The following is a 25226-nucleotide window of genomic DNA, read 5'->3' on the forward strand; positions in this document are numbered from 1 at the left end:
CATTTAATTCAGCAGGATTTTCATTCTCATTCGTCTTTTGAAGAACAGCCCTTTTTGGTTGGGCCTGTGTTCGCCCCTTTTTTCAGAAGACTGACCGATGGCCAAATCACCGAAAAAATCCAAGTCCAAGCTGTGGTTCCTGGTCCACAGCTGGCTCGCCCTGCCGATCTGGTTCTTCGTGCTGATCGTCTGCTTCACCGGCATGCTGGCCGTGGTCAGCCAGGAGATCGTCTGGCTGGCCAACCCCGACGTGCGTGCCAGCAAACCCGACGACAGCGCCGAACGCTTGAGCTTCCAGCAAGTACTCGATGCCCTGCGCAAGGCCGAACCGGACATGGTAGTCAACTCGCTCAGCCAGCCGGACGGCTCGCACTTCGCGCTCACGGCACGGGTCACCTACGCCGATGGCTCCAGCCCGATGCTCTACGTCAACCCTTACACCGGGGCGATCCAGGGCAAGATGCCGGACTTCAACTTCGAAGCCTTCACCCGCGCCCTGCATGGCTGGTGGCTGGTGCCTTTCACCCATGGTTTCAGCTGGGGCTGGTACATGGTGTCGCTGCTCGGGCTGCCGATGCTGGCGTCGCTGGTGACCGGGCTGGTGGTGTACAAGAAGTTCTGGAAAGGCTTCTTCAAGCCGGTACGCACCGGCCATGGTGCGCGCATCTTCTGGGGCGACCTGCACCGCCTGGCCGGGGTCTGGTCGATCTGGTTCATCGCGGTCATTTCCATTACCAGCATCTGGTTCCTGATCCGGGCGATCCTGTCCGACAACCACATCACCATTTCCAGCGAGCCGATCGTACCGGTGATCGCCCGCGAGCAAGTGCCGCAGTCGGTCGATGGCAGCCCGGCGCCACGCATCGACCTGGACGAAGCCGCGCGCATCGCCGGCCTGGCCATCCCCAGCCTGGACATCACCTCCATCTCGCTGCCGGCCACCGCCTACAGCCACATCGAAATGGGCGGGCGTGGCTGGTACCCGCTGATGTTCCAGAGCGCTTCGGTCAACCCTTATACCCGCCAGGTAGACAGCCAGTTCCTGCTCAGCGACCGCTCGGCCCTGGAGTTCGTCACCGAGTCCATGCGCCCGCTGCACACCGGCGACTTCGGCGGCCTGCCGATCAAGCTGGTGTGGTTCTTCTTCGGCCTGATCCTGACCCTGATGGTGTTCAGTGGCCTGCTGATCTGGACCAAACGCACCGCCCAGGCCACCGCAGCGGCGCTAAAACGCGGCGAACGCGCGCCCCGCAGCGCACGCCACGACACCACCTTGGAGGTCCGCCCATGAGCCAGGCCCAAGCCCTGCCCGCCCGCCCACTCAAGCAGTGGTGGCTGAAGTGGCGCTTCCACCTGAATATCCTGTTGATCCTGATCCCTCTGGGCTTCATGCCCAAATACTTCGCTGATGTCCGACTGTTCCGAGGTGACGCCGGGCTCGGGGCGAACCCGATCAACAATATCCAGGTCGGCCCCTACAGCCTCGACCTCGCCGAGCTGCGCAATGAAGCCCCACGCGCCGATGGCCCCGCCGGCCACTTCAAGCTATTCAACGCCGCGCTGTGCAAGGCCTGCGTCAAGGAGGTCAAGGCGGTCTACCTGCGCATCGGCAAGCCGCGCAGCCTGCGCGCCGCCGGCAGCATTTTCTTCGGCGCGCCGTACCGCATGATCACCAACCTGCCGATACCACCGCGCACCCGTGCCGATGCGCAGATATGGATCACCCTCGAAGGCTGGGACGGCAGCCTGCACCAGGCGTCCGTACCCTTGGCAAAGGCTTCGCCAGCCACTGTGGCCTGGCTCGAAAAACAAGGAGGCAAACCATGAAACAGCTGATGCGCAGGCTCGCCCTGCCCTTGCTGGTACTGGCCGCAGGGCCGGCACTGGCCCACAACCCCATGTGCGAGTGCGAGGAAGTCGCCGGCGGCCAGGTGAAATGCACCGGTGGTTTTTCCGATGGCAGTGGCGCGCCTGGGGTAACCCTCGACGTGATCGGCTACGACGAGCAGGTGCTGGTCGGTGGCAAGCTCGGTGACGACTCGAGCCTGACCTTCAAGCGCCCCGACGGCGAGTTCTACGTGCTGTTCGACGCAGGCCCAGGCCATGTCGTGGAAGTCGACCACGCCGACATCGCGCAACCATGAGCAGCCCAGCCATGCGCCACACCCAGGTGGTGCGCCCGGCCGGTGCCGGGCACGAAACCCTCTACGTACTGCTGGCCAGCCTGTTGATTATCGCCCTCGCCGCCAGCGTGGTCCTGCTGCGCGGCGAACGCGAGGACGAGCAGGCCATCGCCGCCCACCAGATCGACGCCCGCCGCGACCTGACCGCAGCCGAACAAGGCATCTATACCGACCTGCGCGTGGCGTTCGACGAGATCCAGCTGCTGCGTGCAGAAAATGCCGCCACGCCCAGCGTCGAAGCCCTGGCAGAGGAAGGCCTGCCACCGTTCGTGGCCGACGCCGGCAGCCAGAGCCGTGGCAACCACCAGTGGCAGTGGCTGCCAAGCGGCGCCTATCTGGGCCGCAGCCAGGCACCGCAAGTGGCGGGCAGTTTCCTGATGATCCTGCCCCATGCTGGCAGTGCCGAGGTCGACGTCTGGTTGCACCGCGACAGCGCCGCCGTGCGCCCTGATGATCTCAGCCAGGCCGCACTGATCGCCGTCGGCTGGCAGCAAGTGGTCAGCCACTACGACGCCGGGGTCACCCGCGAACACCGTCATTGAACCCAAGGATTTCCCATGTTCCGCAAAGCCCTCGCCCTGCTCCTGGCCTGCGCCCTGCCTGCACTGGCCCTGGCCGACACCGGCAAGCCCCTGCGCATCGGCATCACCCTGCACCCTTACTACAGCTACGTGAGCAATATCGTCGGCGACAAGGCCGAAGTGGTGCCGCTGATTCCGGCAGGCTTCAATCCGCATGCCTACGAACCCCGCGCCGAGGACATCAAGCGCATCGGCACGCTGGATGTGGTGGTGCTCAATGGCGTCGGTCATGACGACTTTGCCGACCGCATGATCGCCGCCAGCGAAAAACCCGGCATCAAGACCATCGAAGCCAACCAGAACGTACCTTTGCTGGCGGCCACCGGCATCGCCGCCCGCGGCGCCGGCAAGGTGGTCAACCCGCATACCTTCCTGTCGATCAGCACCACCATCGCCCAGGTCAACAACATCGCCCGCGAGCTGGGCAAGCTCGACCCGGACAACGCCAAACTCTACACCCAGAACGCCCGCGCCTATGCCAAGCGCCTGCGGGCCTTGCGTGCCGAGGCCCTGGCCAAGGTCAGCGAGGCGCCCAGCACCACCTTGCGCGTCGCCACCATCCATGCCGCCTACGACTACCTGGTGCGCGACTTCGGCCTGGAAGTGACGGCCGTGGTCGAGCCCGCCCACGGCATCGAACCGAGCCCGGCGCAGCTGAAGAAGACCATCGACCAGCTCAAGGCGCTGGACGTGAAGGTGATTTTCTCGGAAATGGACTTTCCCTCAGCCTATGTCGAAACCATCCAGCGTGAGTCCGGCGTGCGTCTGTACCCGTTGACGCACATTTCCTACGGCGAATACACCAAGGACAAATACGAAGTGGAGATGAAGCGCAACCTCGACACCGTGGTCCGCGCCATCCAGGAGAACCGCGCATGACCGCCGCTGCCCACCTCACGGCCCCCGGTGGGCCGCGCATCGAGTTCGCCGGCATAGACCTGGCCCTGGGCCGCACGTGCATCCTCGAACAGGTGCAGTTCAGCGTTGCCGCAGGTAGCGTGCATGCCATCGTCGGCCCCAATGGCGGCGGCAAGAGTTCGCTGATCAAGACCCTGCTCGGGCAGATGCCGCACCAGGGCCAGCTGACCGTGCACTGGCCTGGTAAGCAGCAGGTGATCGGCTATGTGCCGCAGGCCCTTGAGTTCGACCGCGGGCTGCCGATGACCGTGGACGACTTCATGGCTGCCATGTGCCAGCAGCGCCCGGCGTTTCTCGGCCTGTCACGGCGGGTACGGCCAGCGATCGATGCGGCGCTGGCACGGGTCGGCATGCTCGAAAAGCGCAAGCGCCGCATGGGTGCGTTGTCCGGCGGTGAACGCCAGCGCGTGCTGCTGGCCCAAGGCTTGATTCCCGAACCGCAGCTGCTGGTGCTCGACGAGCCGATGTCGGCGCTCGACGAAGCCGGCATCCAGGTGTTCGAACAGCTGCTGCAAGGCTGGCGCCAGGCCGGTACCACCGTGCTGTGGATCGAACACGACCTGGCAGCCGTGCTGCGCCTGGCCGACCGGGTCACCGGCCTCAGCCGCCAGGTGCTGTTCGACGCCCCGCCCGCCCAGGCCCTGACCCCGGAACGCCTGCTCGGCCTGTTCTCTGTCCACCCTCGCAGCGAGGGCCTTGCCTGATGAACTTCGACACATTCCGCCAGCTGGTCCAGGCCTGGGCCGGCGCTGGCTACCTGCCGGAGGCGCTGGCTTACGGTTTCGTGATCAATGCCTTGCTGGCCGGTGTGATGATCGGCCCGGTGCTGGGTGGCCTCGGCACCCTGGTGGTGGTCAAGCGCTTTGCCTTCTTCTCCGAAGCGGTCGGCCATGCCGCGCTCACCGGGGTCGCCATCGGCATCCTGCTCGGCGAGCCGTATACCGGCCCCTATGGCAGCCTGTTCGGCTACTGCCTGCTGTTCGGCATTCTGCTCAACTTCCTGCGCAACCGCACCGGGCTGTCGCCGGACACGCTGATCGGCGTGTTCCTTTCGGTGTCGCTGGCCCTCGGCGCCAGCCTGCTGCTGATGCTGGCCGGCAAGATCAACGTGCATATCCTCGAGAACGTGCTGTTCGGCTCGGTGCTGACCGTCAGCGCCCAGGACCTGGTCGTGCTGGGCATCGTCGCGGTGCTGGTGCTGGCACTGGCCCTGCCGCTGTACAACCGCATCATGCTGGCCAGCTTCAACCCGCAGCTGGCGGCGGTGCGCGGGGTGGCGGTGAAGACCCTGGACTATCTGTTCGTGGTGCTGGTGACCCTGGTCACGGTGGCCTCGGTGAAGGTGATCGGGGCGATTCTGGTCGGTGCCCTGCTGGTGATCCCGGCGGCGGCGGCGCGCCTGGTCAGCCAGTCGCTGAAGGGGTTTTTCTTCGTTTCGGTGCTGATTGCCACCCTGAGCACGCTACTCGGCATCCTCCTGCCCATCATGCTTGACCTGCCCGTGCCTTCTGGCGCGGCGATCATTCTGGTCGCTGGTATCTGCTTTGCCCTCGCCGCGCTGGCCCGCGCGCTCGTCCCACGCCTGCAAGGAAACCCGGCATGAACCTGAAACAGCTGACCCTGGCCGTCGCCCTCGCCGGCCTGCCTGCGTTCGCCTCGGCCACGCAAGTGCTGACCAGCCTGCCTGTCACCCACAGCCTGGCCAGCGCCCTGCTCGCCGGCACTGGCGTGCAGCTCACGCGCGCCGCGCCGGCCAACCTGCCGGCCAGCCGCCAACCGTCGTACTTCAGCAGCCGGGGCGGCGCTGCACTGGCCAGCGCCGCACAACAGGCCGATGCCGTGATCGGCGTGCGCTCGATCTGGCGTGACGACCCGCTGTATCCGATGGCGCGGCGCAGCAACATCCGCGTCATCGAGATCGACGCGGCGCGGCCGGTGGACGGCGCGCTGTCGGGCATCGCCGTGAGCGGCGATGACGCCCATGCTGCCTACCCCTGGCTGAACCCGACCAACCTCGGGCGCATGGCCGATGTGCTGGCCAATGACCTGGAACGCCTGGCGCCCGCCGACAAGGAACAGATCCAGGGCAACCTGGCGGGGCTCAAGCGCCAGCTGCTGGAGATGACGGCCAGCAGCCAGACGCAGTTGGCCAAGGTCGACAACCTGAGTGTGGTCAGCTTGTCCGAGCGCCTGGGGTACCTGGCCAGCGGGTTGAACCTGGATGTGGTGGAGCAGCCGTTGCCAGAGGATGGCAAGTGGGATGAGGCGGCGTTGAAAGTACTGGGAGAGAACCTCAAGGAGCAGGATGTGGCGCTGGTACTGGATCATCGGCAGCCGGACCCGGCGCTGGCCAAGGTGATCGAGGCGGCCGGGGCGAAATTGCTGGTGGTGGAGAGTGACCCCGAGGATGCGGTGGCCGGGCTCAAGGCCAGCGTCGAGCAGGTGGTCGGGGCGTTGAGCGAAGGGTGATGTCGCCTGGGAATGGCATCAGGGCTTTCATGTGCCTGCCACAACATCTTCAGCGCCTGTGAGACCGAGCGCCGCCCGCGCGGCGCATCGCGAGCTGCGCTCGCTCCTACGTTTATTTCTGGCCAGTAACGCCTGTGGCAGGCGCGCGCGACCGCCTGGTTTGTACGACTCCATATCGAGTCAGGCGCCAAGGCGCTCGCGCGCAAATCCCCCAGGAATAATTGGCCCGAAACAAACGTAGGAGCGAGCGCAGCTCGCGATGCGCCGCGCGGGCGGCGCTCGATCTCACAGGCGCTGAACCTGTCATGGCGAACACATGGTGGCCCTGACGCCATCCCCGCGCGAACCACCGCAAAGAGGCCGGTACAGGCAGAAAATCTACCGGTTCATGCACCGCTCATAGCGCTCATCCACCCGCCCGGCAAACCAGGCGGTAGTCAGCTTGCGGGTGATCTTCGGGCTCTTCAGCTCGATCCCCGGCAACACCGCCCGCGCAACCGGCTTGCCCGCCGCCGCATCGGCCAGGGCGAACACCCCGCTGTACAGCTTGCTGTCCTCGAACGCCAGGCTGTCGCCCAGCTCCAGCTGGCTGCGGATTTGTGGATTGCGCAGCCCCAGCTTCACCCCCAGCTTGCGCGCCGCCTGCTCGGTGCTGCCGGGCATGATCGAGCCGGGGGCAATCAAGTCGCCATCCAGCGCCAGGTCCACACCCGTGATCTTGCTCAAAGCGCCCTGGAACGCGGCATTGCGGCTGGCGTACCACCCCGCGTTGAAATCGGCGAAGCGGTACAGCTGCCGCTCGTAATGCACCGGGTAACCGAGCAGATGGGCAATACCGAAATACATGCCCCCACGGCGGCTGAAGACCTCCTGGCGAATGCTGCCGTCGTAGGTGTAGGGATAATCCTTGGCATGCTTTTCCGCGAACTCGATGCTGACCTGCATCGGCCCACCGGTATGCACTGGGTTCAAGCCGTCGAGCAAGGTCTTGCCCAACGGCAGGCGAGCGATGAACTCGTCGTACAGCGCACTCAGCTGCTTCTCGCTGCGCACCGCCAGCAGGCGCTGCTGATAGCTCTGGCCATTGCCTGACGGGGTCTTCAGTGCGCCGTCGACCAGCAGCCTGGGAATGTGCAGGCGCGCCGCACGGCGGTCGATTTCCTCACGGGCGATGCGCCCGAGGTTGGGCACCTGCGGGTCGGCGTTGAAGGTCGACTCCTGCTCGGTCACCGCCAGCACCGCGCACAGGTTGCTTTTGCTCGGTGTGATGCGCTGGGCCTCGAACGCCACCTGGATATCCTTGGCCCAGCCTGCGCGGTCCTTGGCCTGGGCCGGTAACAGGCGCATGAGTTGCGCGCGCACCTTGGCCGGGTCGGCTTCGGCCTCTTCCTCGCGGCGCCCGGCGCAGCCCTGCAGCAGCGCCAGCGCCATCAGCCCTGCCGCCAACAGTCGCCCGTTCAGGGCTGGTCACCGACCATGTAGGTCTTGCTGATATGGCGGAACTGCGGGTGGCTGGCGCTGCCCATCAACTCGAACAGAACCATTTCCCGGGTCACCACCTGCGCCCCGGCCTGGCGCATGCGCGCCAGGCCCGCAGCCTTGTTGGCTGGCGTGCGGCTGTCACAGGCATCCTCGACCACGAACACCTGCTTGCCCAGGCCCAGCAGGCCGAGCACGGTCTGCAGCACGCAGACGTGGGTTTCCATGCCGCAGACGATCACTTGCTCGCGGGCCATCAGGCTACCCGGCAGGCACTCGGCAGCCACGCAGGAGAAATGGGTCTTTTCCACCACCTCGGCGGCCGGGGCTACCGCGATCAGTTCCGCCAGGGTATGGCCCAGGCCCTTGGGGTATTGCTCGGAGATCACCACGGGCAATTCCAGGTCGCTGCAGGCGGCCAGCAACCAGCGTGCCCGGGCGCGGGTACCGTGAGGGTCGCTCATGGCACCGATGAGCTTTTCCTGGATGTCGACGACCAGCAGCGTGGCCTTGTGATGTTCGATCAGCATTGTCTGCCCCTCGCCTGGGAAAAGGCCTAGCCTCCCCCAGGCAGGCGGCGACGTCAATCAGGCAGAAAGCCTATGCGCTTCAAGGGCCTGCGTCAGCGCCCCAAGCACAAGGTCCTCGTGCTCGTGGATGAAGAAGTGACCACCAGGGAACATCTGCAGCGAGAACGCGCCATGGGTTACCTGGCGCCAGGCCTGCAGCTGCTCGGCGCTGGCCCGATCCGCATCGCCCCCCAGCACATGCAGCGGGCATTGCAAGGCCAGCCGCTGGCGGTAGACGTAGCGGCCGCAGAGCAGGAAATCGGCGCGCAGGATGGGCAAGGTCAGGCTCATCAGCTCGGCGTTGTCCAGCACCTCTGGCGGAGTGCCATTGAGCTCGCGCAACTCACGCTTGAGCTCATCATCGCTCTTGGGTGCGCGCCAGTTGTTGCCGTCGTAGTCCTCGCGCCGGGTTGGTGCCGCGGTGCCGCAAGCGAACAACGCTGCGGGTGGTGGGCAACCCAGTGCCCGTAGCTCATGGGCCAGCTCGAAGGCCAGCAGTGCGCCCAGGCTGTGGCCGAGCAACGCATACGGGGTGTTGTTGGCAACTGACCGCTGTTCGCTGGCCAGTTGCCGGGCCAGGGCCTGCATATCGGTCTGCAGCGGCTCGCCCATGCGCGCACCTCGCCCGGGCAGCTCGACCGGGCGCACCTGCAGCCAGGCCGGCAGCTTGCGCCGCCAGCGGCTGTAGACCATGGCGCTGGCCCCGGAGTATGGCAGGCACAGCAAGTTGAGCGTGGTCACTGGCCGGCAGCTGCGGCCATCTGCTGGCGCAGGCTCAAGGGGCGCATGTCGGTCCAGACTTCGTCGATATAGGCCAGACAGTCCTTCTTCAGGCCGCTCTTGCCCACGGCGCGCCAGCCTTCGGGGATAGCCTTGTAGTCCGGCCAGATGGAGTATTGCTCTTCGTGGTTGACCACTACCTGGAACTGGATATCGTCGCGATCGAATACGGAAGTCATTGCCTGTCTCCTTGAGTGATGGATGCCACTGCGCAGCTGGCGCAGGGAGGTTCTCAGGTAGACGTAGGGCGTCACTGAAAAATTAGCCTCAGGCGTCCCGCAACAAGTCATGCGCGTCGAGCAGGCGGAACGCCACCTCGGGATTGCGCTCCAGGCCCCGACGAATCGCAGCCGGGATCGACTGGCGGGTCTTGCGGCACAGGCCAGGCTGATCGTCGAGTTCGATGACGATGCCGCGCATGGTACGAACCTCATTGAAGCCAGGACTGATGTGCACACGGATGCCGAGGTTTTCGTACAGCCGTAGCTGCAGGCGCTGCAGGTCTTCGAGGTCCTTGAGCTGTTCAAGGCGTTCGAGCAGGCGCTTCTCCTCCTGGCGGGTGAGCAGGAGGATGCGCTGGGCCGCTGGCGGGTGCTCGGCCAGGTGTTCGCGGCCGCAGTCACAGGCACCAGGGGGGCACGGTTGGCGAAGAGGGGGTGGGCTGCTCATGGAGCAAGCATAGCCTTACCAGCCACTTGGCCGTTAATGCCTGTCGACAACTTTCCTGCCAGGATAAAAAATTTCATAAACCACTGGACCGCCGCCCCTTGCTTCGCCTATAAATCCCCCAAGGGAAATTTATATTCCCATCAAGAAACATCACTTCGCCCGCCGCGAAGCCTCTTTTTGCCCTTGTGCCCGACCTGCCCCACTCCATCACGAGGCCTATCCGACATGCACCCCGCTCCCGATCACTTCATCCTGCGCGTCAGCTGCCCGGCCGTGTCCGGCATCGTCGCCGCGGTGACCACCTACCTGGCCGAGCACGGTTGCTACATCAGCGAGATGGCGCAGTTCGACGACGAGGACAATGGCCGCTTCTTCATGCGCGCGGTGTTCCGCTACAACACCGGCGTCAGCGGCGACACCCCGCAGCTGGAAGCGGGCTTCGCCGACGTGGCCCAGCGTTTCGACATGGACTGGAGCCTGCACAGCAGCGCAAGACCGCTGCGCGTATTGCTGATGGTCAGCAAGTTCGACCACTGTCTGGCCGACCTGCTCTATCGCCACGCCAAGGGCGAACTGGACATGCAGATCACCGCCGTGGTTTCCAACCACCTCGACCTGCGGCCGATGGCCGAGCGCCAGGGCATCCGCTTCGTCTACCTGCCGGTGACCAGGGAGACCAAGGCCGAACAGGAAGCCGCGCTGATGCGCATCGTCGAGGACACCGGCACCGAACTGGTGGTGCTGGCGCGCTACATGCAGATCCTCTCCGATGACCTGTGCCGCCAGCTGTCGGGCCGGGCCATCAACATCCACCACTCGTTCCTGCCCGGTTTCAAGGGTGCCAAGCCTTATCACCAGGCCTACCAGCGCGGGGTCAAGCTGATCGGCGCCACCGCCCACTACGTCACCAGCGACCTCGACGAAGGCCCGATCATCGAACAGGAAGTGCAGCGCGTGGACCACGCCTACGCCCCCGACGACCTGGTGGCGATCGGCCGCGACACCGAGACCATCGCCCTGTCCCGCGCGGTCAAGTACCACCTCGAGCACCGGGTGTTCCTCAACCACGACCGCACGGTGATCTTCAAATGAACGCCATCCCCAGCCTCAAGCTGATCGACGGCAAGGCCACTGCGGCGCGGGTGCTGGCCGAGGTCCGCGAGCAGGTGCAGACCTTGCGCCAGGGCGGCGTGCGGCCGGGCCTGGCCGTGGTATTGGTCGGCGCCGACGCGGCCAGCCAGGTGTATGTGCGCAACAAGGTGCTGCGCGCCGAGGAAGTGGGCATCCGTTCGCTGGAACATCGCCTGCCGGTCGACACCACCCAGGCGCAACTGCTGACCTTGATCGACCGGCTCAACCGTGACAGCGAGGTCAACGGCATTCTCGTGCAACTGCCGCTGCCCAAGCACGTTGACGAACACTGCATTCTCCAGGCCATCGACCCGCTGAAGGACGTCGACGGCTTTCACAGCGCCAACGTCGGCGGCCTGGCCCAAGGCCGCGACGTGCTCACCCCGTGCACCCCGAGCGGCTGCATGCGTCTGCTGCGCGATGCCTGCGGCGAGCTGTGCGGCAAACATGCCGTGGTGGTCGGCCGCTCGAACATCGTCGGCAAACCCATGGCCGCGTTGCTGTTGCAGGCCGACTGCACGGTGACGGTGGTGCACTCGCGCAGCCGCGACCTGCCGGCGCTGTGCCGCCAGGCCGATATCGTCGTCGCGGCGGTCGGCAAGCCGCGCTTGATCGGGGCCGACTGGCTCAAGCCCGGCGCGGTGGTGATCGACGTGGGCATCAACCGCATCGATGAAGGTGGCCACAGCCGCCTGGTCGGTGACGTCGATTTCGCCGCCGCGCTGCCCCAGGTCGCCGCCATCACCCCGGTGCCCGGCGGCGTCGGCCCGATGACCATCGCCTACCTGATGAAAAACACCCTGCTCGCCCTCGACCTGCAGCAACAGGCCGCCCACCAGGAGCGCACCGCATGCCTTTCGCCCTGCTGAAATACGGCCTGAGTGCCGACTACCCGGTGGAGGTCGACCTGCCGCCATCGTGCGAACTCAAGCCACGCTATGACGTGGTAATCATCGGCGGCGGCGGCCACGGCCTGGCCATCGCCTATTACCTGGCCAAGTACCACGGCGTGAACAACGTTGCGGTGCTGGAAAAGGCCTACCTGGGCGGCGGCAACACGGCGCGCAACACCGCAGTGATCCGCTCCAACTACCTGACGTCCGAGGGCGTGCGCTTCTACGCGGAATCGGTGCGGATGTTCCAGAACCTGTCCAACGAGTTCGACTTCAACATCATGTATTCCGAGCGTGGCCAGCTGACCCTGGCGCACACCGACGCCACCGTGCGCGCCTTCCGCCAGCGCGCCGAGGTCAACAAGCACTTCGGCGGGCGCACCGAGATGATCGACCGCCAGCAGATCCGCGAACTGGTGCCGAGCCTGAACCTGGACCCTGGTCACTTGCCGGTGCTTGCCGGCCTCTGGCACATCGATGGCGCCACCGCGCGCCACGACGCGGTGGCCTGGGGCTACGCCAAGCAGGCTGCCAAGCGCGGCGTGCAGATCCACCAGCTGACCGAAGTGCAGGACCTGCTGATCCGCAATGGCCGTATCGAAGCGGTCAAGACCAACCGCGGCACCGTGCAGTGCGGTTGCGTGGTGCAGGCGGTGGCCGGGGCCAGTTCGCTGCTGATGGCCAAGGCAGGCATCCGTGCGCCGATCCACACCTACCCGCTGCAGGCCATGGTCACCCAGCCTTTCAAGCCGTTCCTCGACCCGCTGGTGAGCTCCTCGGCACTGCACTGCTACGTGCAGCAGACCAGCCGTGGCGAGATCGTCTTCGGCGGTGGCTCCGACCCGTACCCGCTGTACAACACCCGCTCCACCCTCGACCTCAAGGAAAGCCTGCTGGCCCATGCCATCGAAATGTTCCCGTTCATGGCCAACGCCAAGCTCATGCGCCAGTGGGCCGGGATGACCGACATGACCCCGGACTACAGCCCGATCATGGGACTGTCGCCGGTCGAGAACTATTACCTGGATGCCGGCTGGGGTACCTGGGGCTTCAAGTCGACGCCGATCTGCGGCAAGACCATGGCCGAGCTGGTCGCCAGCGGCGGCAAGGTGCCGGAAATGATCGCGCCGTTCGCCCTGGAGCGCTTCAGCCGCTTCCAGCAAGTCAACGAAATGGGCGCCACCGCGGCCAGCCACTAGGAGCACCCGACGATGAAGATCCTGACCTGCCCCTTGAACGGCCCGCGCAACATCAGCGAGTTCACCTACGGCGGCGAGTTCAAGCACATGCCCGACCCGGCCAGCTGCAGTGACGCCGAGTGGGCCGACTACGTGTTCAACAGCGACAACCTGGCTGGCGTGGTAATCGAGTGGTGGCTGCACAACCCCTCGAGCTACTGGTTCCTGGCCGAGCGCCACACCGTCAGCGACCAGGTGCTGCGCACCTTCGACCCGAAAGAACTGTTCGGCCGCCGCGTCGACTTCGCCCCCGCCGCCACCCCGGAGATCGCCGGATGAACAGTCTCACTCGCCTTCCCGCGCCCATGGGCCTGCTGATCGACCGCGAGCGGCCCCTGCGTTTCGAATTCGACGGCCAGGCCTGCCCGGGCTTTGCCGGTGACACCCTCGCCAGCGCCCTGCTCGGCAACGGCCGTTGGCTGCTGTCGCGCTCGTTCAAGTACCACCGCCCGCGCGGCCCGCTGAGCATGGCCGGGCAAGACGCCAACACCCTGGTGCAGCTACCCGAAGAGCCCAACGTGCTGGCCGACATGGAAGCCGCCCGTGACGGCCTGGTGGTCACCGGGCAGAACTTCAACGGCAGCCTGGAGCACGACCGCGACGCCTACCTGGGCAAGTTCTCGCGCTTCATGCCGGTGGGCTTCTACTACCGCTCGTTCTACAAGCCCAAGGGCATGTGGAAGGTCTGGGAGCCGCTGATCCGCAAGAAGGCCGGCCTCGGCGTGCTCGACCTCGGCTTCAAGCCGCAGTACTACGACAAGGCCTATCTGTTTGTCGATGTAGCGGTCATCGGTGCCGGCCCGGCCGGCCTGCGCGCCGCGCTGGACGCGGCCAATGGCGGGGCCAAGGTGTTGCTGATCGAGCAGCAGCCGGTGCTCGGCGGCTCGCTGACCTACGCCCGCTTCGACATCGCCGGCACCCGTGCCGCCAGCCTGCGACAGGAGCTGTTGGCCGCCGTCGAGGGGCACCCGAACATCCAGGTGCTCTGCGAAGCCACCTGCAACGGCTGGTTCACCGACAACTACCTGCCGGTAATCCAGCACAAGCGCCTGTACAAGGTGCGCGCCATCCGCTGCCTGGTGGCAGCCGGCTCGTTCGACCAGCCCGTGGTGTTCCGCAACAACGACCTGCCCGGCGTGATGCTGACCAGTGCCGCGCAACGCCTGATGAAGCTCTACGCCGTAAAGCCAGGGCAGCGTGCGGTGATCCTCACCGGCCACGATGACGGCTACCTGGCCGCGCTCGACCTGCAGGAGCAAGGCGTGGCCGTCGCCGCCCTGGTCGACATGCGCGCCGCGCCTGCCGATGCCGCGCTGGCCAGCGAGCTGAAGCGCCGCGACATTCCCCTGCACCTGGGCAGTACCGTGTACGAAGCCCTGCACGAGGCGGGCATGCGCCATGTCACGGGCGCAGACATTCGCCCGATCACCGGCCAGGGTAAAGTTGCCGAGCACGGCCTGCGTGTGGCCTGCGACCTGCTGTGCATGTCCGCCGGCTACATGCCGGTGTATCAACTGCTGTGCCAGGCCGGCGGCAAGCTGGCCTATGACGTCAACCGCGACGAGTTCGCCATCAGCCACCTGCCGGCCGGGCTGGATATCGCAGGCTCGGTGAACGGCCGCCACCACCTGGACAACGTGCTCACCGACGCCAGCCGCGGCGCCGCTGCTGCACTCACGGCCCTTGGCCTGCAAGCAGCAACGCCATCGGCCTACGTTGCCGAGGCCAAAGTCAACTTCCCCTGGCCAATCTTCCCGCACCCCAAGGGCAAGGATTTCGTCGACTTCGACGAGGACCTGCAGGTGCGCGATATCGTCAATGCCACCCGCAGCGGCTACCGCGACGTGCAGCTGGTCAAGCGCTTCTCCACCGTCGGCATGGGCCCGTCCCAGGGCCGCCACTCGGCGCTGCCCACCGCGCGCCTGGTAGCCCAGGCTACCGGCCGCAGCATCAGCGAAACCGGCGTGACCACCGCCCGCCCGCCGTTCCAGGCGGAGAAGCTGGCGCATGTCGCCGGCCGTGGGTTCGACCCGTACCGGCAGACGCCGATGCACCGCCGCCACCTGCAAGCCGGCGCAAAAATGATGCCCGCCGGCATCTGGCAGCGCCCGGCTTATTACGGCAAGCCGCAAGAGCGTGAGCGCTGCATGCAGGAGGAGGCCCGCCATGTGCGCGAGAAGGTCGGCCTGATCGACGTTTCCACCCTCGGCGGCCTGGACGTGCGCGGTCCCGACGCCGCCGAACTGCTGGAGCGCCTGTACACCTTCGGTTTTGCCAAGCTGGCCATCGGCCGCACCCGCTATGCGCTGATGACCAACGATCACGGCGTGGTGATCGACGACGGCGTCTGCGCGCGCCTGGCCGAGCAGCACTTCTACGTCACCGCCACCACCAGCGGCGTGGACCGTATCTACCAGCAGATGCTCAAGTGGAACGCGCAATGGCGGCTGGACGTGGACATCACCAACGTGACTGCCGCCCTGGGCGCCGTCAACCTGGCCGGGCCGCTGTCGCGCCAAGTGCTGGCCAAGGTCTGTGACGACCTTGACCTGTCGGCTGAAGCCTTCCCCTACCTGGGTGTGCGCCTGGGCACGGTGGCGGGTATCCCGGCGCGGATCCTGCGGGTCGGTTTCGTCGGCGAACTGGGTTATGAAGTGCACGTGCCGGCGCGCCACGGCGAACGCCTGTGGGACGCCCTGATGCAGGCCGGTGCCGGGCTGGGCATCCGCCCGTTCGGCGTCGAGACCCAGCGCCTGCTGCGCCTGGAAAAAGGCCACGTGATCATCAGCCAGGACACCGACGGCATGACCCACCCGGCGGAGATCGACATGCAATGGGCGATCGGCCGCAAGAAGCCGTTCTTCGTCGGCAAGCGCTCGATCGAGATCCTTGAAGCGCAGCCGCTCAAACGCAAGCTGGTCGGTTTCACCCTGCCCAAGGGCAGCCCGCAACCGCTGGAAGGCCACCTGGTGCTGGACGGCCCGGACATCAGCGGCAACGTCACCTCCTGCGAGTACTCGCAGACCTTGGGGCAGATCATCGGCCTGGCCTACGCCGGCGCCCACCAGGCGACGCCGGGCATGCACATCCCGATCCGCGTGGAAGGCGGCGTGATGGTCAATGCCAAGGTGGTGCAACTGCCCTTCCATGACCCCGACAACCTGCGCCAGGAGCTCTGAACCATGACCAGCCTGAAAGCTGAAGCCTTCATTCCACGCAGCCCGCGGGCCGAGCTGTTGCACACTTGCGCGTTGACCGACCTCACCGAACTGGCGCGGGTCGGGTTTCGCGGGGGGGACAGTGCGGCCTACCTGGAAGAACGTGGCTACCGTTTGCCGGCGTTGCCCAACCAGGCCGTGCGCCAGGATGATGGCAGCTGGGTGGCGCGCCTGTCAGCCAGCGAGTATCTGTTGCTGGGCAGCTTCACCGACCAGGGCGCGCGGGTGGCCACCGAAGAGCAGGCGTGGGTGCAGGATGCCCGGCGCAACTACCTGCTGCCGCGTCAGGACAGCCATGCCTGGTTGCAGTTGTCGGGGGAGCATTGCAGTGCGGTGATGGCCAAGTTGTGCGGGGTCGACCTGCGTCCGCAGGCCTTTGCGGTCGGTGCCGTGGCGCAAACGTCGGCGGCGCGGATCAATGTGATCGTGGTGAATGTCGGGAGCGATGAACTGCCAGCACTGCAATTGCTGTTCGACCGGGCGTCGCTGGCGTATTTCCAGGCGGCGGTGCTGGATGCCATGGATGAGTTCGATGGCGGGTGGGTCGGGGTGGATGAACTGATGCTTTAGTCTGCACCAGCCTCTTCGCGGGCAAGCCCGCTCCCACAGGATCACCACGGATCCGAATCTTGTGATGATCCTGTGGGAGCGGCGGTGCGGCGATCCGCCTTGTCCCGCGAAGAAGCCAACTCGGTATCAGAGGTGTACCAACCGCTCACGCAGGAAGCTCACGAAGCCCTGCACCGGCCGCGCCACCTGCCGGTGCTGTGGATACACCGCCGACAACTGCAACGCCGGCGGCACCCATTCATCCAGCACCGTCACCAGCCGCCCGTCCGCCAGCGCCTGCCCGACAATGAAGGTCGGCAAATAGGTCACACCCATCCCGGCAATCGCCGCATCCCTGAGCAACTCGCCGTTGTTCGCCCGCATCCGCCCGGTCACCTGAATCGCCTGCGCCTTGCCGCCCTGGCGGAACTGCCACTGCACCTGCCGCGAGTGCCCATAGGGCAGGCAATCATGCTCGGCCAGTTCCTCAGGCTTGGCCGGCACGCCACGTGCGTCGAGGTACGCCGGGCTTGCGCAGTACACCCGTTCGACATCGGCAATGCGCCGGGCAATCAGGCTAGAGTCCTCCAGTGCGCCAATGCGCAGCGCCAGGTCATACCCCTCGCCGATCAGGTCCACCGGGCGATCGCTGAGGTCCACCTCGACATCCACCTGCGGATGCAACTGCAGAAACTCGGTCAGCAGGCAGCCCAGGTGCGCCATGGCAAACGACAGCGGCGCACTCAGGCGCAAGGTTCCACGCAGAGCCTGGGCCTGGCCGCTGATGTCGTGCTCCACCTGTTGCACCTCGCCCAGCAGGCGCAGCGCCGACTGGTAGTAGTGCTGGCCCAGCGGGGTGGCGTCCAGGCGCCGGGTGGAACGGTTGAGCAGACGCACGCCGAGACGCTCTTCGAGCTGCATCAGGCGGCGGCTGACCGATTGCTTGGACATGCCCAGGCGGTCGGCGGCGGCGGTGAAACTGCCGGCTTCCATGACCTGGGCAAAGATGCGCATGTCTTCGTAGGGGTTCATTGTCTCGCTCTTGGTGACAGTCAAACGCTTTATAGCGGCTTTTTCCCGCGAGTGCATCTTCTTAATCTACGCACAGGTCGCAGCGATGGCCCTGAAGGCCAGGCAAGACGCCCATTACCAACACTTGAACAGAAAAGGATTCGCTCATGAACATTGTCCACAAGACCCTCACCGCCTCCCTTCTCGCCCTGTCCGTGTCAAGCGCTTTCGCCGCTGGCAGCCCAGGCGTCGAGCAGCACACCCAGGCCTTCCTCGAAGCGCTTGAGCAAGGGGGCGGCAAGCCGCTCGAACAGCTCAGCCCGAAAGACGCCCGCGCCGTGCTGACCGGTGCCCAGGCTTCGGTGAAGGTCGACTTGTCCGGTATCGAGGTCAAGCAACACACGATCCAGGCCAACGGCCAGTCGATCAAGCTGCAGGTGGTGCGCCCGGCCAATGTCAAAGGTGAGCTGCCCGTGTTCATGTTCTTCCATGGCGGCGGCTGGGTGCTCGGCGACTTCCCGACCCACCAGCGACTGATCCGCGACCTGGTGGTCGGCTCCGGTGCGGTGGCGGTCTATGTGGACTACACCCCTTCGCCAGAATCGCATTACCCGACGGCGATCAACCAGGCCTACGCCGCGACCCAGTGGGTGGCCACGCACGGCAAGGAAATCGGTGTCGACGGCAAGCGCCTGGCCGTGGCCGGCAACAGCGTCGGCGGCAACATGGCGGCGGTGGTCGCGCTCAAGGCCAAAGAGGCCGGCACCCCGGCGCTGCGCTTCCAGCTGCTGCTGTGGCCGGTGACCGATGCCAGCTTCGAGACGGCGTCGTACAAGCAGTTTGCCGAAGGGCACTTCCTCACCACCGGGATGATGAAGTGGTTCTGGGACAACTACACCACTGATGCCAAGGCACGGGCAGAGATCTACGCCTCGCCGCTGCGCGCCAGCAGCGAGCAGCTCAAGGGCCTGCCGCCGGCACTGGTGCAGACGGCCGAGTTCGATGTGCTGCGCGATGAGGGTGAGGCATATGCACGCAAGCTGAATGCGGCGGGCGTGACGGTGACCTCGGTGCGCTACAACGGCATGATCCATGACTATGGCCTGCTCAACCCGCTGAGCCAGGTGCCGGCGGTGAAGGCGGCGATGAGGCAGGCGGGGACCGAACTTAAAGTGCATCTGCAGTGAATCAATGAGCAAAAGACCCGCCAAGGCGGGTCTTTTGCTTTTACTGCGGAAATGGCCCACAGACTTCGATAAATCTGCCATCGGTGCGGCTATCGATGGCCCCATCCGCTCCTATGTAGATATCGATACTTGGCCATCTGGGTTTGACCCGGATGCAGTGTGATCTCCCACGGTTGCTCCAATACAACTCCATGAAAAATTGGTCGTTCGGGAAAATGTGGCCGGCACCGCCGGTGGCTTCACCTGGGTAGATCTCACCTTTTGATATGTCGTGCTGGACATTCAAGATATAGCCAAGACGCCCCTGGCCTTTGTCAGAAAAATGAAAACTCACCTGAGGTGTGGCGACATACCAAAAGATGATAGGCGTAAGCATTATCACCACTACCCAGCGCCAGATATGCCGTTTCGGTTTATTTGCAGGCGTGATCAACTATGGCACCTCCCCAGCTTGAGCGTGGCAATGCTAACACTTCGGCCATGAGTATCTTTGCCGTGATCCCACCATTTGGGTGCAGCTTGTGCAGTTTGATGCCAATGCTGATAGCGACACGATCACCTATGTCATCCCAGGCCCGCAGCCCTTCTATATCAGCAGAGCGATGGGGGCCCTTGCGTTTAGCCCACTTTTGAACTTTCCGAATAGAGTCTGATGCAATCTGCTCAAGCCCAGCACCATCCAGAAGAACACTTTCTGACAGACCACCCGCCCGTCCTACATAGCCGTAGTGGATGTTCGACCAGATGTCGTAGAAGTAGTCGACTTCACCTTGCTTGTGCCAGACCCCGCCGAACTGTTGAGCAATAATCGCCTTGTGATCCCATGGTCTGTTTTGGCCAACCCGCTCAGCCCAGAGCGCCATCGCAGCAGCGATATTACCTAGCTCCATAGCTTTGAAATCAGGAGGTGTCAGGCGTGCATACCAAGGGAGTTTTTGAAACTTTTCATGTTCCTCGGTCCCGTCAAGGCTGGTGAGTTTCTTCATTTTGAGTACGGAGCGATGTGTGATGTTGCGATTCATTTCACCCGCAATGTAACTGGCAACCGGCTCCATCTCGTCAGGATGGTCGCAACTTGCCGGCCCCGACTTAACTTCTGTTGGCACGAGAGGGGAAATGAAGGTTCCTTTACCTGTGTTCGTCTGGCTAGACTGCTGCATAGACAGGTAAGGACCAGCCGCCGCTCCCGGTACTCCCATCGCCACAACCCGATTGCTGCCGCTCGGGCAACCACACGCCACCAACGAACCGTCCACCGCTACAGGTTGGCCATCCGAAATGAAGCCCGCATTGCCTTCGACAACGGTCCCTTCCTCGCCACACAGCGGGCACGCTGTGGTCGGATCACCACAGCGCAGCACCATGCGCCCTTCACAGAGGTAACCGGCGCCGGTCGCGAGGCAAATCGCACCCGTGGTGGTCATGTCTCCATCTACAGCCTGGCTTTTACCGTCAATGATCACAGATCGCATGGGCTCATCTCCTGAGGGTGGAAGCCTCGGAAGCTAGCAGCCTGAAAGCCCCTCCAAACGGCACCTGACACAATCAAGACGTAACCTACGGCAGAAGGAAAAATAGCTGTCAGATCCGTCCTACAACCGTCAGCAAAAAGGAGACAGTTAAACTCGCCAGACTCTATTTTTACGCGATCAGGCTGACAGTAAGCTTCTCCCATCAACCGCCCGACAGCCCTCCCGGCCCCGGCCTTTCAAGGAGAATCAGCATGCTCACCGTCCGTAACGCCCAAGACCGCGGCCTGGCCTACCATGGCTGGCTGAAATCCTTCCACACCTTCTCGTTCGGCCATTACCGCAATCCCGACGAGCAGGGATTCTCTGACCTGCTGGTGATCAACGATGACCGTGTCATCCCTGGCAAAGGCTTTGGCGAGCACCCGCACCGCGACATGGAAATCTTCTCCTACGTGCTCGAAGGTGCGCTGGAGCACAAGGACACCCTGGGCACCGGCTCGGTGATTCGCCCGGGTGATGTGCAGCTGATGAGCGCCGGCCACGGCGTGGCGCACAGCGAGTTCAACCACAGCCAGGCGCAGCCGGTGCACTTCCTGCAGATATGGATCGTGCCCAATGTGAAAGGCGCGACGCCGCGTTATCAGCAGCAGCACTTCAGTGCCGAAGACAAGCGCGGCAAATTGCGCCTGGTCATCTCGCCGGATGGCGCCGAGGGGTCATTGCAGGTGCGGCAGAACGCGCGGGTGTATGCAGGCCTGTTCGATGGGGCGGAACGCGCGACGCTGGCCTTGCCGGAGAACCGCCATGCCTATGTGCATGTGGCGCGCGGCAGCATCGAGCTCAATGGCCAGGTGCTGCATGAAGGGGACGGCGTGCGTGTACGTCAGGAACAACTGCTGGAGCTGGGTAATGGCGTGGATGCCGAGGTGCTGGTGTTCGACCTGCGGCCCCATGAGTTGCCTGGCATGCCGTAAGCAGGATCGGCCTCTTCGCGGGCAAGCCCGCTCCCACAGGTAACGCACACATTCTGAAGACTGTGCAGCACCTGTGGGAGCGGGTTTACCCGCGAAAGGGCCATCAGCCTTCACTCAAGGCTCGAACCCTTCAACGATGATCACCTCAGCCTTTGCCGCCCCTTGGCGATGGCTGCACGCCTCCTGATACAGCGCCGACCGGTAGCACGCCACCGCCTGCTCATACGAATCGAACTCGATCACCACGCTACGCTGTGGAGTGGGCCGCCCCTCCATCGCCTCGCTGCGCCCGCCGCGGGCCAGGAAGCGGCCGCCGAATGCCTTGAAGGCAGCGGGAGCACGTTGGGTGTACTGCTGATATTGCTCGGGGTCGGTGACGTCGACGTGGGCGATCCAATAGGCCTTCATCCGCTGCTCTCCTGTTTTGGCAGTATTTGTGTATGATGGTATACCATAAAAATCACCCCACCACAGTGAGCGTGCAACATGGCTTTCAACACCATCGAGGAACTCCTCGAGGACTACCGGCAAGGCAAGATGGTCCTGCTGGTGGACGACGAGGACCGGGAAAACGAAGGCGACCTGCTGATCGCCGCCGAGCGCTGTGACGCCCAGGCCATCAACTTCATGGCCCGCCAAGCGCGCGGCCTGATCTGCCTGACCCTGACCGACGAACACTGCCAGCGCCTGGGCCTGGAGCAGATGGTACCGGCCAACGGCAGCGTGTTCAGCACGGCCTTCACCGTGTCGATCGAAGCCGCCAGCGGCGTTACCACCGGCATCTCCGCCGCCGACCGGGCACGCACCGTAGCCGCCGCCATGGCACCCAATGCTCGCCCAGAAGACCTGGTGCAGCCGGGCCACATCTTCCCCCTGCGCGCCCGCGAAGGCGGCGTGCTGACCCGCGCCGGGCACACCGAAGCCGGTTGCGACCTGGCCCGCCTGGCCGGTTTTACCCCAGCCTCGGTGATCGTCGAAGTGCTCAACGATGACGGCACCATGGCCCGGCGCCCCGACCTGGAAGTGTTCGCCGCGCAGCATGGCATCAAGATCGGCACCATCGCCGACCTGATCCACTACCGCCTGAGCACCGAGCAGACCATCAAACGCATCGGCGAGCGCGAACTGCCGACCGTGCATGGCACGTTCCGCCTGGTGACCTACGAGGACCGCATCGAAGGCGGCGTGCACATGGCCATGGTCATGGGCGACATCCGCCGGGAGCAACCGACTTTGGTGCGGGTGCACGTGATCGACCCGCTACGCGACCTGGTCGGCGCCGAATACGCCGGCCCCGCCAACTGGACATTGTGGGCGGCGTTGCAGAAAGTGGCAGAGGAAGGTTGCGGGGTGGTGGTGATCCTGGCCAACCATGAATCTTCCCAGGCGTTGCTTGAGCGCGTGCCGCAGCTGACCCAACCCGTTCGGCCTTATCAGCGCGGGCAGTCGAAGGTGTATTCGGAGGTCGGTACCGGGGCGCAGATTCTGCAAGACCTCGGCGTCGGCAAGCTGCGTCACCTCGGCCCACCGCTGAAATATGCCGGGTTGGCTGGGTATGAACTGGAAGTGGTGCAAAGCATTCCGTTCGAGCCTGGCCTGCTGGGTTGAAACACGGCCCCCTGTGGGAGCGGGCTTGCCCGCGAAGCAGCTACCGCGGGGCATGGCACGGGCTCCGCCCGTGTTCGCGGGCAAGCCCGCTCCCACAGGGACCGCGCAGGCTTTCTGATCCTGGACAAAGCAATCTGACCAAACCTGACGCGGAGTGATGGCCGGTCGCCTCATACCTCTTGCCAAAAGTTTGGAATACCATAATATGATATCCCGTAGACCTTAAATCTGCAGGCCGGCACCTACAATTACAAACGGCCACAAGACACTTTGTTTTAGCTGCTCCCCGAACACTGTTGGCGGGCGCACCAGAAGCCCCGCCTCGAATAACAAAAGCAACGAGGGCGTAACCATGCTGTTGAGCAAACGTGTAACCGCAGTGCTGTCCGCCAGCCTGCTGACCCTGGCATGTCAGGCCGCCCAGGCTGCTGACAGCCTGAATTTCGTCAGCTGGGGCGGTACCACCCAGGACGCCCAGAAAGAAGCGTGGGCAGTACCCTTCACCAAATCCACCGACATCAAGGTCGTCCAGGACGGCCCCACCGACTACGGCAAGCTCAAGGCCATGGTCGAGAGCGGCAACGTGCAGTGGGACGTGGTCGACGTCGAAGCCGACTTTGCCCTGCGTGCCGCCAGCGAAGGCCTGCTCGAACCCCTCGATTTCACCCAGATCAAGCGCGACAAGATCGACCCACGCTTCGTTTCCGACCACGGCGTCGGCTCGTTCTTCTTCTCCTTCGTACTCGGCTACAACGAAGGCAAGCTCGGTGCCAACAAGCCCGCCGACTGGACCGCGCTGTTCGACACCAAGACCTATCCTGGCAAACGCGCCCTGTACAAATGGCCCAGCCCCGGGGTGCTGGAACTGGCTCTGCTGGCCGACGGCGTAGCACCCAAGGACCTCTACCCGCTGGACCTTGACCGCGCCTTCAAGAAACTCGACACCATCAAGAAGGACATCGTCTGGTGGGGCGGTGGCGCCCAGTCGCAGCAGCTGCTGGCCTCCGGTGAAGCCTCCCTCGGCCAGTTCTGGAACGGCCGCGTCTATGCCCTGCAGCAAGACGGTGCTCCGGTGGGCGTGAGCTGGAAGCAGAACCTGGTCATGGCCGACTTCCTGGTCATCCCGAAAGGCTCGAAGAACAAGGACGCGGCCATGAAGTTCCTGGCCAATGCCAGCAGCGCCGAAGGCCAGGCCGCGTTCGCCAACAAGACCGCCTACGCCCCGGTGAACCTCGACAGCGTCGCCAAGCTCGACAAAGACCTCGCCCCGAACCTGCCGACCGCCTATGCCCAGGACCAGGTCACCCTGGACTTCGCCTACTGGGCGAAGAACGGCCAGGCCATCGCAGCCCGCTGGAATGAGTGGTTGGTCAAATGAAAGTCGCCATCAACGCCCTGCATAACGCGCAAGGTGCCCCCACGGGCGCCGGCGCCCCGGGAACGGCCCCGCGCCGCATCAGCCTGAGCCAGCGCTGGAAAGGCAGCCGCAACCTGCTGCCGGCCCTGCTGTTTCTCGGTCTGTTCTTCTTCGCCCCCCTGGTCGGCCTGTTGCTGCGCGGGGTGCTGGAACCAACGCCAGGGCTGGGCAACTACGAGCAGCTGTTCGCCAACTCGGCCTATGCACGGGTGCTGTTCAATACCTTCTCGGTAGCCGGCGTGGTCACCCTGATCAGCGTGTTGCTGGGCTTCCCGCTGGCCTGGGCAATCACCCTGGTGCCCAAGGGCTGGGGCCGCTGGCTGCTGAACATCGTGCTGCTGTCGATGTGGACCAGCCTGCTGGCGCGTACCTACTCGTGGCTGGTGTTGCTGCAGAGCTCGGGGGTGATCAACAAGGCGTTGATGGCCATGGGTATCATCGATACCCCGCTGGAAATGGTGCACAACCTCACCGGCGTGGTGATCGGCATGAGCTACATCATGATCCCGTTCATCGTGCTGCCACTGCAGGCGACCATGCACGCCATCGACCCGATGGTGCTGCAGGCCGGCTCGATCTGCGGCGCCAGCCCGTGGACCAACTTCTGGAAGGTGTTCCTGCCGCTGTGCCGCTCGGGGTTGTTCTCCGGGGCGCTGATGGTGTTCGTGATGTCGCTCGGTTACTACGTCACCCCAGCCCTGCTCGGCGGTGCGCAGAACATGATGCTGCCTGAATTCATCATCCAGCAGGTGCAGTCGTTCCTCAACTGGGGCCTGGCCAGCGCCGCCGCCGCACTGCTGGTGGTGATCACCCTGGTGCTCTTCTACCTGTACCTGAAGCTGCAGCCGGAATCCCCGGTTGGCAACGCGAGGTAAACCGC

Annotated in this window: 28 protein-coding genes; 19 read left to right on the forward strand and 9 right to left on the reverse strand. The window is 64.6% G+C overall.

Annotated features, from left to right (window positions below):
• Positions 1–97: 97 nt before the first annotated feature.
• From OCX61_RS16680 to OCX61_RS16715, 8 genes are read left to right on the forward strand one after another with little or no spacing between them, the layout of a single operon-like run.
• Positions 98–1291 (forward strand): PepSY-associated TM helix domain-containing protein, encoded by a 1194-nt coding sequence (locus tag OCX61_RS16680; protein WP_261940504.1) that lies wholly within the window; start codon positions 98–100, stop codon positions 1289–1291.
• Positions 1288–1827, forward strand: a complete 540-nt coding sequence (locus OCX61_RS16685; protein ID WP_261940505.1) for a PA2404 family protein — start codon at positions 1288–1290, stop codon at positions 1825–1827. Before OCX61_RS16680 ends, OCX61_RS16685 begins: the two co-directional genes overlap by 4 nt.
• Positions 1824–2144: a hypothetical protein gene (locus OCX61_RS16690; RefSeq protein WP_261940506.1), complete on the forward strand. Its 321-nt coding sequence runs from the start codon at positions 1824–1826 to the stop codon at positions 2142–2144. Before OCX61_RS16685 ends, OCX61_RS16690 begins: the two co-directional genes overlap by 4 nt.
• Before the next feature lie 11 nt (positions 2145–2155).
• Entirely contained in the window at positions 2156–2725 is a 570-nt protein-coding gene (locus tag OCX61_RS16695; RefSeq protein WP_261944328.1) for a DUF6162 family protein, read from the forward strand.
• 15 nt (positions 2726–2740) lie between these two features.
• Positions 2741–3643, forward strand: coding sequence for a metal ABC transporter substrate-binding protein (locus tag OCX61_RS16700; RefSeq protein WP_261940507.1), 903 nt, complete (start codon positions 2741–2743; stop codon positions 3641–3643).
• A complete protein-coding gene (locus tag OCX61_RS16705; RefSeq protein ID WP_261940508.1) occupies positions 3640–4386 on the forward strand; it encodes a metal ABC transporter ATP-binding protein in 747 nt (248 codons plus the stop codon). Before OCX61_RS16700 ends, OCX61_RS16705 begins: the two co-directional genes overlap by 4 nt.
• Positions 4386–5285: a metal ABC transporter permease gene (locus OCX61_RS16710; RefSeq protein ID WP_261940509.1), complete on the forward strand. Its 900-nt coding sequence runs from the start codon at positions 4386–4388 to the stop codon at positions 5283–5285. Before OCX61_RS16705 ends, OCX61_RS16710 begins: the two co-directional genes overlap by 1 nt.
• Entirely contained in the window at positions 5282–6151 is an 870-nt protein-coding gene (locus tag OCX61_RS16715; RefSeq protein ID WP_261940510.1) for a metal ABC transporter solute-binding protein, Zn/Mn family, read from the forward strand. Before OCX61_RS16710 ends, OCX61_RS16715 begins: the two co-directional genes overlap by 4 nt.
• A gap of 378 nt (positions 6152–6529) precedes the next feature.
• Here OCX61_RS16715 and OCX61_RS16720 read toward each other — a convergent pair whose 3' ends face one another.
• The 5 genes from OCX61_RS16720 to OCX61_RS16740 all read right to left on the reverse strand — a co-directional run bounded on the left by OCX61_RS16720 (position 6530) and on the right by OCX61_RS16740 (position 9648).
• Positions 6530–7582 (reverse strand): DUF1615 domain-containing protein, encoded by a 1053-nt coding sequence (locus OCX61_RS16720; RefSeq protein ID WP_261940511.1) that lies wholly within the window; start codon positions 7580–7582, stop codon positions 6530–6532.
• A gap of 26 nt (positions 7583–7608) precedes the next feature.
• Complete coding sequence (locus tag OCX61_RS16725) at positions 7609–8160, reverse strand: hydrolase (RefSeq protein ID WP_261940512.1); 552 nt, start codon at positions 8158–8160, stop codon at positions 7609–7611.
• 57 nt (positions 8161–8217) lie between these two features.
• The gene (locus OCX61_RS16730; protein ID WP_261940513.1) at positions 8218–8940 is read right to left on the reverse strand and encodes a thioesterase II family protein; all 723 of its coding nucleotides are present in this window, start codon (positions 8938–8940) and stop codon (positions 8218–8220) included.
• Positions 8937–9158, reverse strand: a complete 222-nt coding sequence (locus OCX61_RS16735; protein ID WP_261940514.1) for an MbtH family protein — start codon at positions 9156–9158, stop codon at positions 8937–8939. Before OCX61_RS16735 ends, OCX61_RS16730 begins: the two co-directional genes overlap by 4 nt.
• 88 nt (positions 9159–9246) lie before the next feature.
• A complete protein-coding gene (locus tag OCX61_RS16740) occupies positions 9247–9648 on the reverse strand; it encodes a hypothetical protein (RefSeq protein ID WP_261940515.1) in 402 nt (133 codons plus the stop codon).
• Positions 9649–9873: 225 nt separating this feature from the next.
• On the opposite strand from OCX61_RS16740, the gene purU reads away from it, so the two are divergent.
• From purU to OCX61_RS16770, 6 genes are read left to right on the forward strand one after another with little or no spacing between them, the layout of a single operon-like run.
• Positions 9874–10740, forward strand: a complete 867-nt coding sequence (gene purU, locus OCX61_RS16745) for a formyltetrahydrofolate deformylase (RefSeq protein ID WP_261940516.1) — start codon at positions 9874–9876, stop codon at positions 10738–10740.
• Positions 10737–11648, forward strand: a complete 912-nt coding sequence (folD, locus tag OCX61_RS16750; RefSeq protein ID WP_261940517.1) for a bifunctional methylenetetrahydrofolate dehydrogenase/methenyltetrahydrofolate cyclohydrolase FolD — start codon at positions 10737–10739, stop codon at positions 11646–11648. Before purU ends, folD begins: the two co-directional genes overlap by 4 nt.
• Complete coding sequence (locus OCX61_RS16755) at positions 11630–12871, forward strand: FAD-dependent oxidoreductase (RefSeq protein ID WP_261940518.1); 1242 nt, start codon at positions 11630–11632, stop codon at positions 12869–12871. The genes folD and OCX61_RS16755 overlap by 19 nt, the downstream gene beginning before the upstream one ends.
• Positions 12872–12883: 12 nt before the next feature.
• Entirely contained in the window at positions 12884–13189 is a 306-nt protein-coding gene (locus tag OCX61_RS16760) for a sarcosine oxidase subunit delta (RefSeq protein WP_261940519.1), read from the forward strand.
• Positions 13186–16089, forward strand: a complete 2904-nt coding sequence (locus OCX61_RS16765; RefSeq protein WP_261940520.1) for a 2Fe-2S iron-sulfur cluster-binding protein — start codon at positions 13186–13188, stop codon at positions 16087–16089. Before OCX61_RS16760 ends, OCX61_RS16765 begins: the two co-directional genes overlap by 4 nt.
• A 3-nt stretch (positions 16090–16092) precedes the next feature.
• On the forward strand, positions 16093–16698 hold the full coding sequence (locus tag OCX61_RS16770) for an aminomethyltransferase family protein (RefSeq protein ID WP_261940521.1): 606 nt from the start codon (positions 16093–16095) through the stop codon (positions 16696–16698).
• A gap of 126 nt (positions 16699–16824) precedes the next feature.
• On the opposite strand, the gene OCX61_RS16775 is transcribed toward OCX61_RS16770, so the two are convergent.
• Positions 16825–17709 carry a LysR family transcriptional regulator gene (locus tag OCX61_RS16775; RefSeq protein ID WP_261940522.1) on the reverse strand — a complete coding sequence of 295 codons (885 nt, stop codon included), beginning with the start codon at positions 17707–17709 and terminating at the stop codon, positions 16825–16827.
• A gap of 146 nt (positions 17710–17855) precedes the next feature.
• Here OCX61_RS16775 and OCX61_RS16780 point away from each other — a divergent pair, with 146 nt between their 5' ends.
• Positions 17856–18875: an alpha/beta hydrolase gene (locus OCX61_RS16780; protein WP_261940523.1), complete on the forward strand. Its 1020-nt coding sequence runs from the start codon at positions 17856–17858 to the stop codon at positions 18873–18875.
• A 40-nt stretch (positions 18876–18915) separates the two neighbouring features.
• Here OCX61_RS16780 and OCX61_RS16785 read toward each other — a convergent pair whose 3' ends face one another.
• Both OCX61_RS16785 and OCX61_RS16790 read right to left on the reverse strand, forming a co-directional pair.
• Positions 18916–19308: a hypothetical protein gene (locus OCX61_RS16785; protein ID WP_261940524.1), complete on the reverse strand. Its 393-nt coding sequence runs from the start codon at positions 19306–19308 to the stop codon at positions 18916–18918.
• A complete protein-coding gene (locus OCX61_RS16790; RefSeq protein WP_261940525.1) occupies positions 19289–20347 on the reverse strand; it encodes a polymorphic toxin type 44 domain-containing protein in 1059 nt (352 codons plus the stop codon). Before OCX61_RS16790 ends, OCX61_RS16785 begins: the two co-directional genes overlap by 20 nt.
• Positions 20348–20598: 251 nt before the next feature.
• On the opposite strand from OCX61_RS16790, the gene OCX61_RS16795 reads away from it, so the two are divergent.
• Entirely contained in the window at positions 20599–21321 is a 723-nt protein-coding gene (locus OCX61_RS16795; RefSeq protein WP_261940526.1) for a pirin family protein, read from the forward strand.
• A gap of 114 nt (positions 21322–21435) precedes the next feature.
• Here OCX61_RS16795 and OCX61_RS16800 read toward each other — a convergent pair whose 3' ends face one another.
• Positions 21436–21729, reverse strand: a complete 294-nt coding sequence (locus OCX61_RS16800) for a DUF1330 domain-containing protein (protein ID WP_261940527.1) — start codon at positions 21727–21729, stop codon at positions 21436–21438.
• A gap of 78 nt (positions 21730–21807) precedes the next feature.
• Here OCX61_RS16800 and ribBA point away from each other — a divergent pair, with 78 nt between their 5' ends.
• The 3 genes from ribBA to OCX61_RS16815 all read left to right on the forward strand — a co-directional run bounded on the left by ribBA (position 21808) and on the right by OCX61_RS16815 (position 25221).
• Positions 21808–22929, forward strand: coding sequence for a bifunctional 3,4-dihydroxy-2-butanone-4-phosphate synthase/GTP cyclohydrolase II (ribBA, locus tag OCX61_RS16805; protein WP_085674163.1), 1122 nt, complete (start codon positions 21808–21810; stop codon positions 22927–22929).
• Positions 22930–23281: 352 nt separating this feature from the next.
• Positions 23282–24307 carry an ABC transporter substrate-binding protein gene (locus OCX61_RS16810; protein ID WP_261940528.1) on the forward strand — a complete coding sequence of 342 codons (1026 nt, stop codon included), beginning with the start codon at positions 23282–23284 and terminating at the stop codon, positions 24305–24307.
• Entirely contained in the window at positions 24304–25221 is a 918-nt protein-coding gene (locus OCX61_RS16815; protein WP_261940529.1) for an ABC transporter permease, read from the forward strand. The genes OCX61_RS16810 and OCX61_RS16815 overlap by 4 nt, the downstream gene beginning before the upstream one ends.
• Positions 25222–25226 lie beyond the last annotated feature (5 nt).

This window comes from Pseudomonas sp. LRP2-20, from assembly GCF_024349685.1.
Classification (GTDB): Bacteria; Pseudomonadota; Gammaproteobacteria; order Pseudomonadales; family Pseudomonadaceae; genus Aquipseudomonas.

Bases quoted from the DNA above. Each gene is read 5' to 3' on its own strand.
- OCX61_RS16770 (WP_261940521.1), top strand. From the start codon at position 16,093: ATGACCAGCCTGAAAGCTGAAGCCTTCATTCCACGCAGCCCGCGGGCC.
- OCX61_RS16810 (WP_261940528.1), top strand. From the start codon at position 23,282: ATGCTGTTGAGCAAACGTGTAACCGCAGTGCTGTCCGCCAGCCTGCTG.
- ribBA (WP_085674163.1), top strand. From the start codon at position 21,808: ATGGCTTTCAACACCATCGAGGAACTCCTCGAGGACTACCGGCAAGGC.
- OCX61_RS16740 (WP_261940515.1), bottom strand. From the start codon at position 9,648: ATGAGCAGCCCACCCCCTCTTCGCCAACCGTGCCCCCCTGGTGCCTGT.
- OCX61_RS16760 (WP_261940519.1), top strand. From the start codon at position 12,884: ATGAAGATCCTGACCTGCCCCTTGAACGGCCCGCGCAACATCAGCGAG.
- OCX61_RS16690 (WP_261940506.1), top strand. From the start codon at position 1,824: ATGAAACAGCTGATGCGCAGGCTCGCCCTGCCCTTGCTGGTACTGGCC.
- OCX61_RS16705 (WP_261940508.1), top strand. From the start codon at position 3,640: ATGACCGCCGCTGCCCACCTCACGGCCCCCGGTGGGCCGCGCATCGAG.
- OCX61_RS16775 (WP_261940522.1), bottom strand. From the start codon at position 17,709: ATGAACCCCTACGAAGACATGCGCATCTTTGCCCAGGTCATGGAAGCC.
- OCX61_RS16680 (WP_261940504.1), top strand. From the start codon at position 98: ATGGCCAAATCACCGAAAAAATCCAAGTCCAAGCTGTGGTTCCTGGTC.
- OCX61_RS16765 (WP_261940520.1), top strand. From the start codon at position 13,186: ATGAACAGTCTCACTCGCCTTCCCGCGCCCATGGGCCTGCTGATCGAC.
- OCX61_RS16790 (WP_261940525.1), bottom strand. From the start codon at position 20,347: ATGCGATCTGTGATCATTGACGGTAAAAGCCAGGCTGTAGATGGAGAC.
- OCX61_RS16795 (WP_261940526.1), top strand. From the start codon at position 20,599: ATGCTCACCGTCCGTAACGCCCAAGACCGCGGCCTGGCCTACCATGGC.
- OCX61_RS16800 (WP_261940527.1), bottom strand. From the start codon at position 21,729: ATGAAGGCCTATTGGATCGCCCACGTCGACGTCACCGACCCCGAGCAA.
- OCX61_RS16725 (WP_261940512.1), bottom strand. From the start codon at position 8,160: ATGCTGATCGAACATCACAAGGCCACGCTGCTGGTCGTCGACATCCAG.
- folD (WP_261940517.1), top strand. From the start codon at position 10,737: ATGAACGCCATCCCCAGCCTCAAGCTGATCGACGGCAAGGCCACTGCG.
- purU (WP_261940516.1), top strand. From the start codon at position 9,874: ATGCACCCCGCTCCCGATCACTTCATCCTGCGCGTCAGCTGCCCGGCC.
- OCX61_RS16755 (WP_261940518.1), top strand. From the start codon at position 11,630: ATGCCTTTCGCCCTGCTGAAATACGGCCTGAGTGCCGACTACCCGGTG.
- OCX61_RS16695 (WP_261944328.1), top strand. From the start codon at position 2,156: ATGCGCCACACCCAGGTGGTGCGCCCGGCCGGTGCCGGGCACGAAACC.
- OCX61_RS16710 (WP_261940509.1), top strand. From the start codon at position 4,386: ATGAACTTCGACACATTCCGCCAGCTGGTCCAGGCCTGGGCCGGCGCT.
- OCX61_RS16720 (WP_261940511.1), bottom strand. From the start codon at position 7,582: ATGGCGCTGGCGCTGCTGCAGGGCTGCGCCGGGCGCCGCGAGGAAGAG.
- OCX61_RS16715 (WP_261940510.1), top strand. From the start codon at position 5,282: ATGAACCTGAAACAGCTGACCCTGGCCGTCGCCCTCGCCGGCCTGCCT.
- OCX61_RS16700 (WP_261940507.1), top strand. From the start codon at position 2,741: ATGTTCCGCAAAGCCCTCGCCCTGCTCCTGGCCTGCGCCCTGCCTGCA.
- OCX61_RS16735 (WP_261940514.1), bottom strand. From the start codon at position 9,158: ATGACTTCCGTATTCGATCGCGACGATATCCAGTTCCAGGTAGTGGTC.
- OCX61_RS16780 (WP_261940523.1), top strand. From the start codon at position 17,856: ATGAACATTGTCCACAAGACCCTCACCGCCTCCCTTCTCGCCCTGTCC.
- OCX61_RS16815 (WP_261940529.1), top strand. From the start codon at position 24,304: ATGAAAGTCGCCATCAACGCCCTGCATAACGCGCAAGGTGCCCCCACG.
- OCX61_RS16685 (WP_261940505.1), top strand. From the start codon at position 1,288: ATGAGCCAGGCCCAAGCCCTGCCCGCCCGCCCACTCAAGCAGTGGTGG.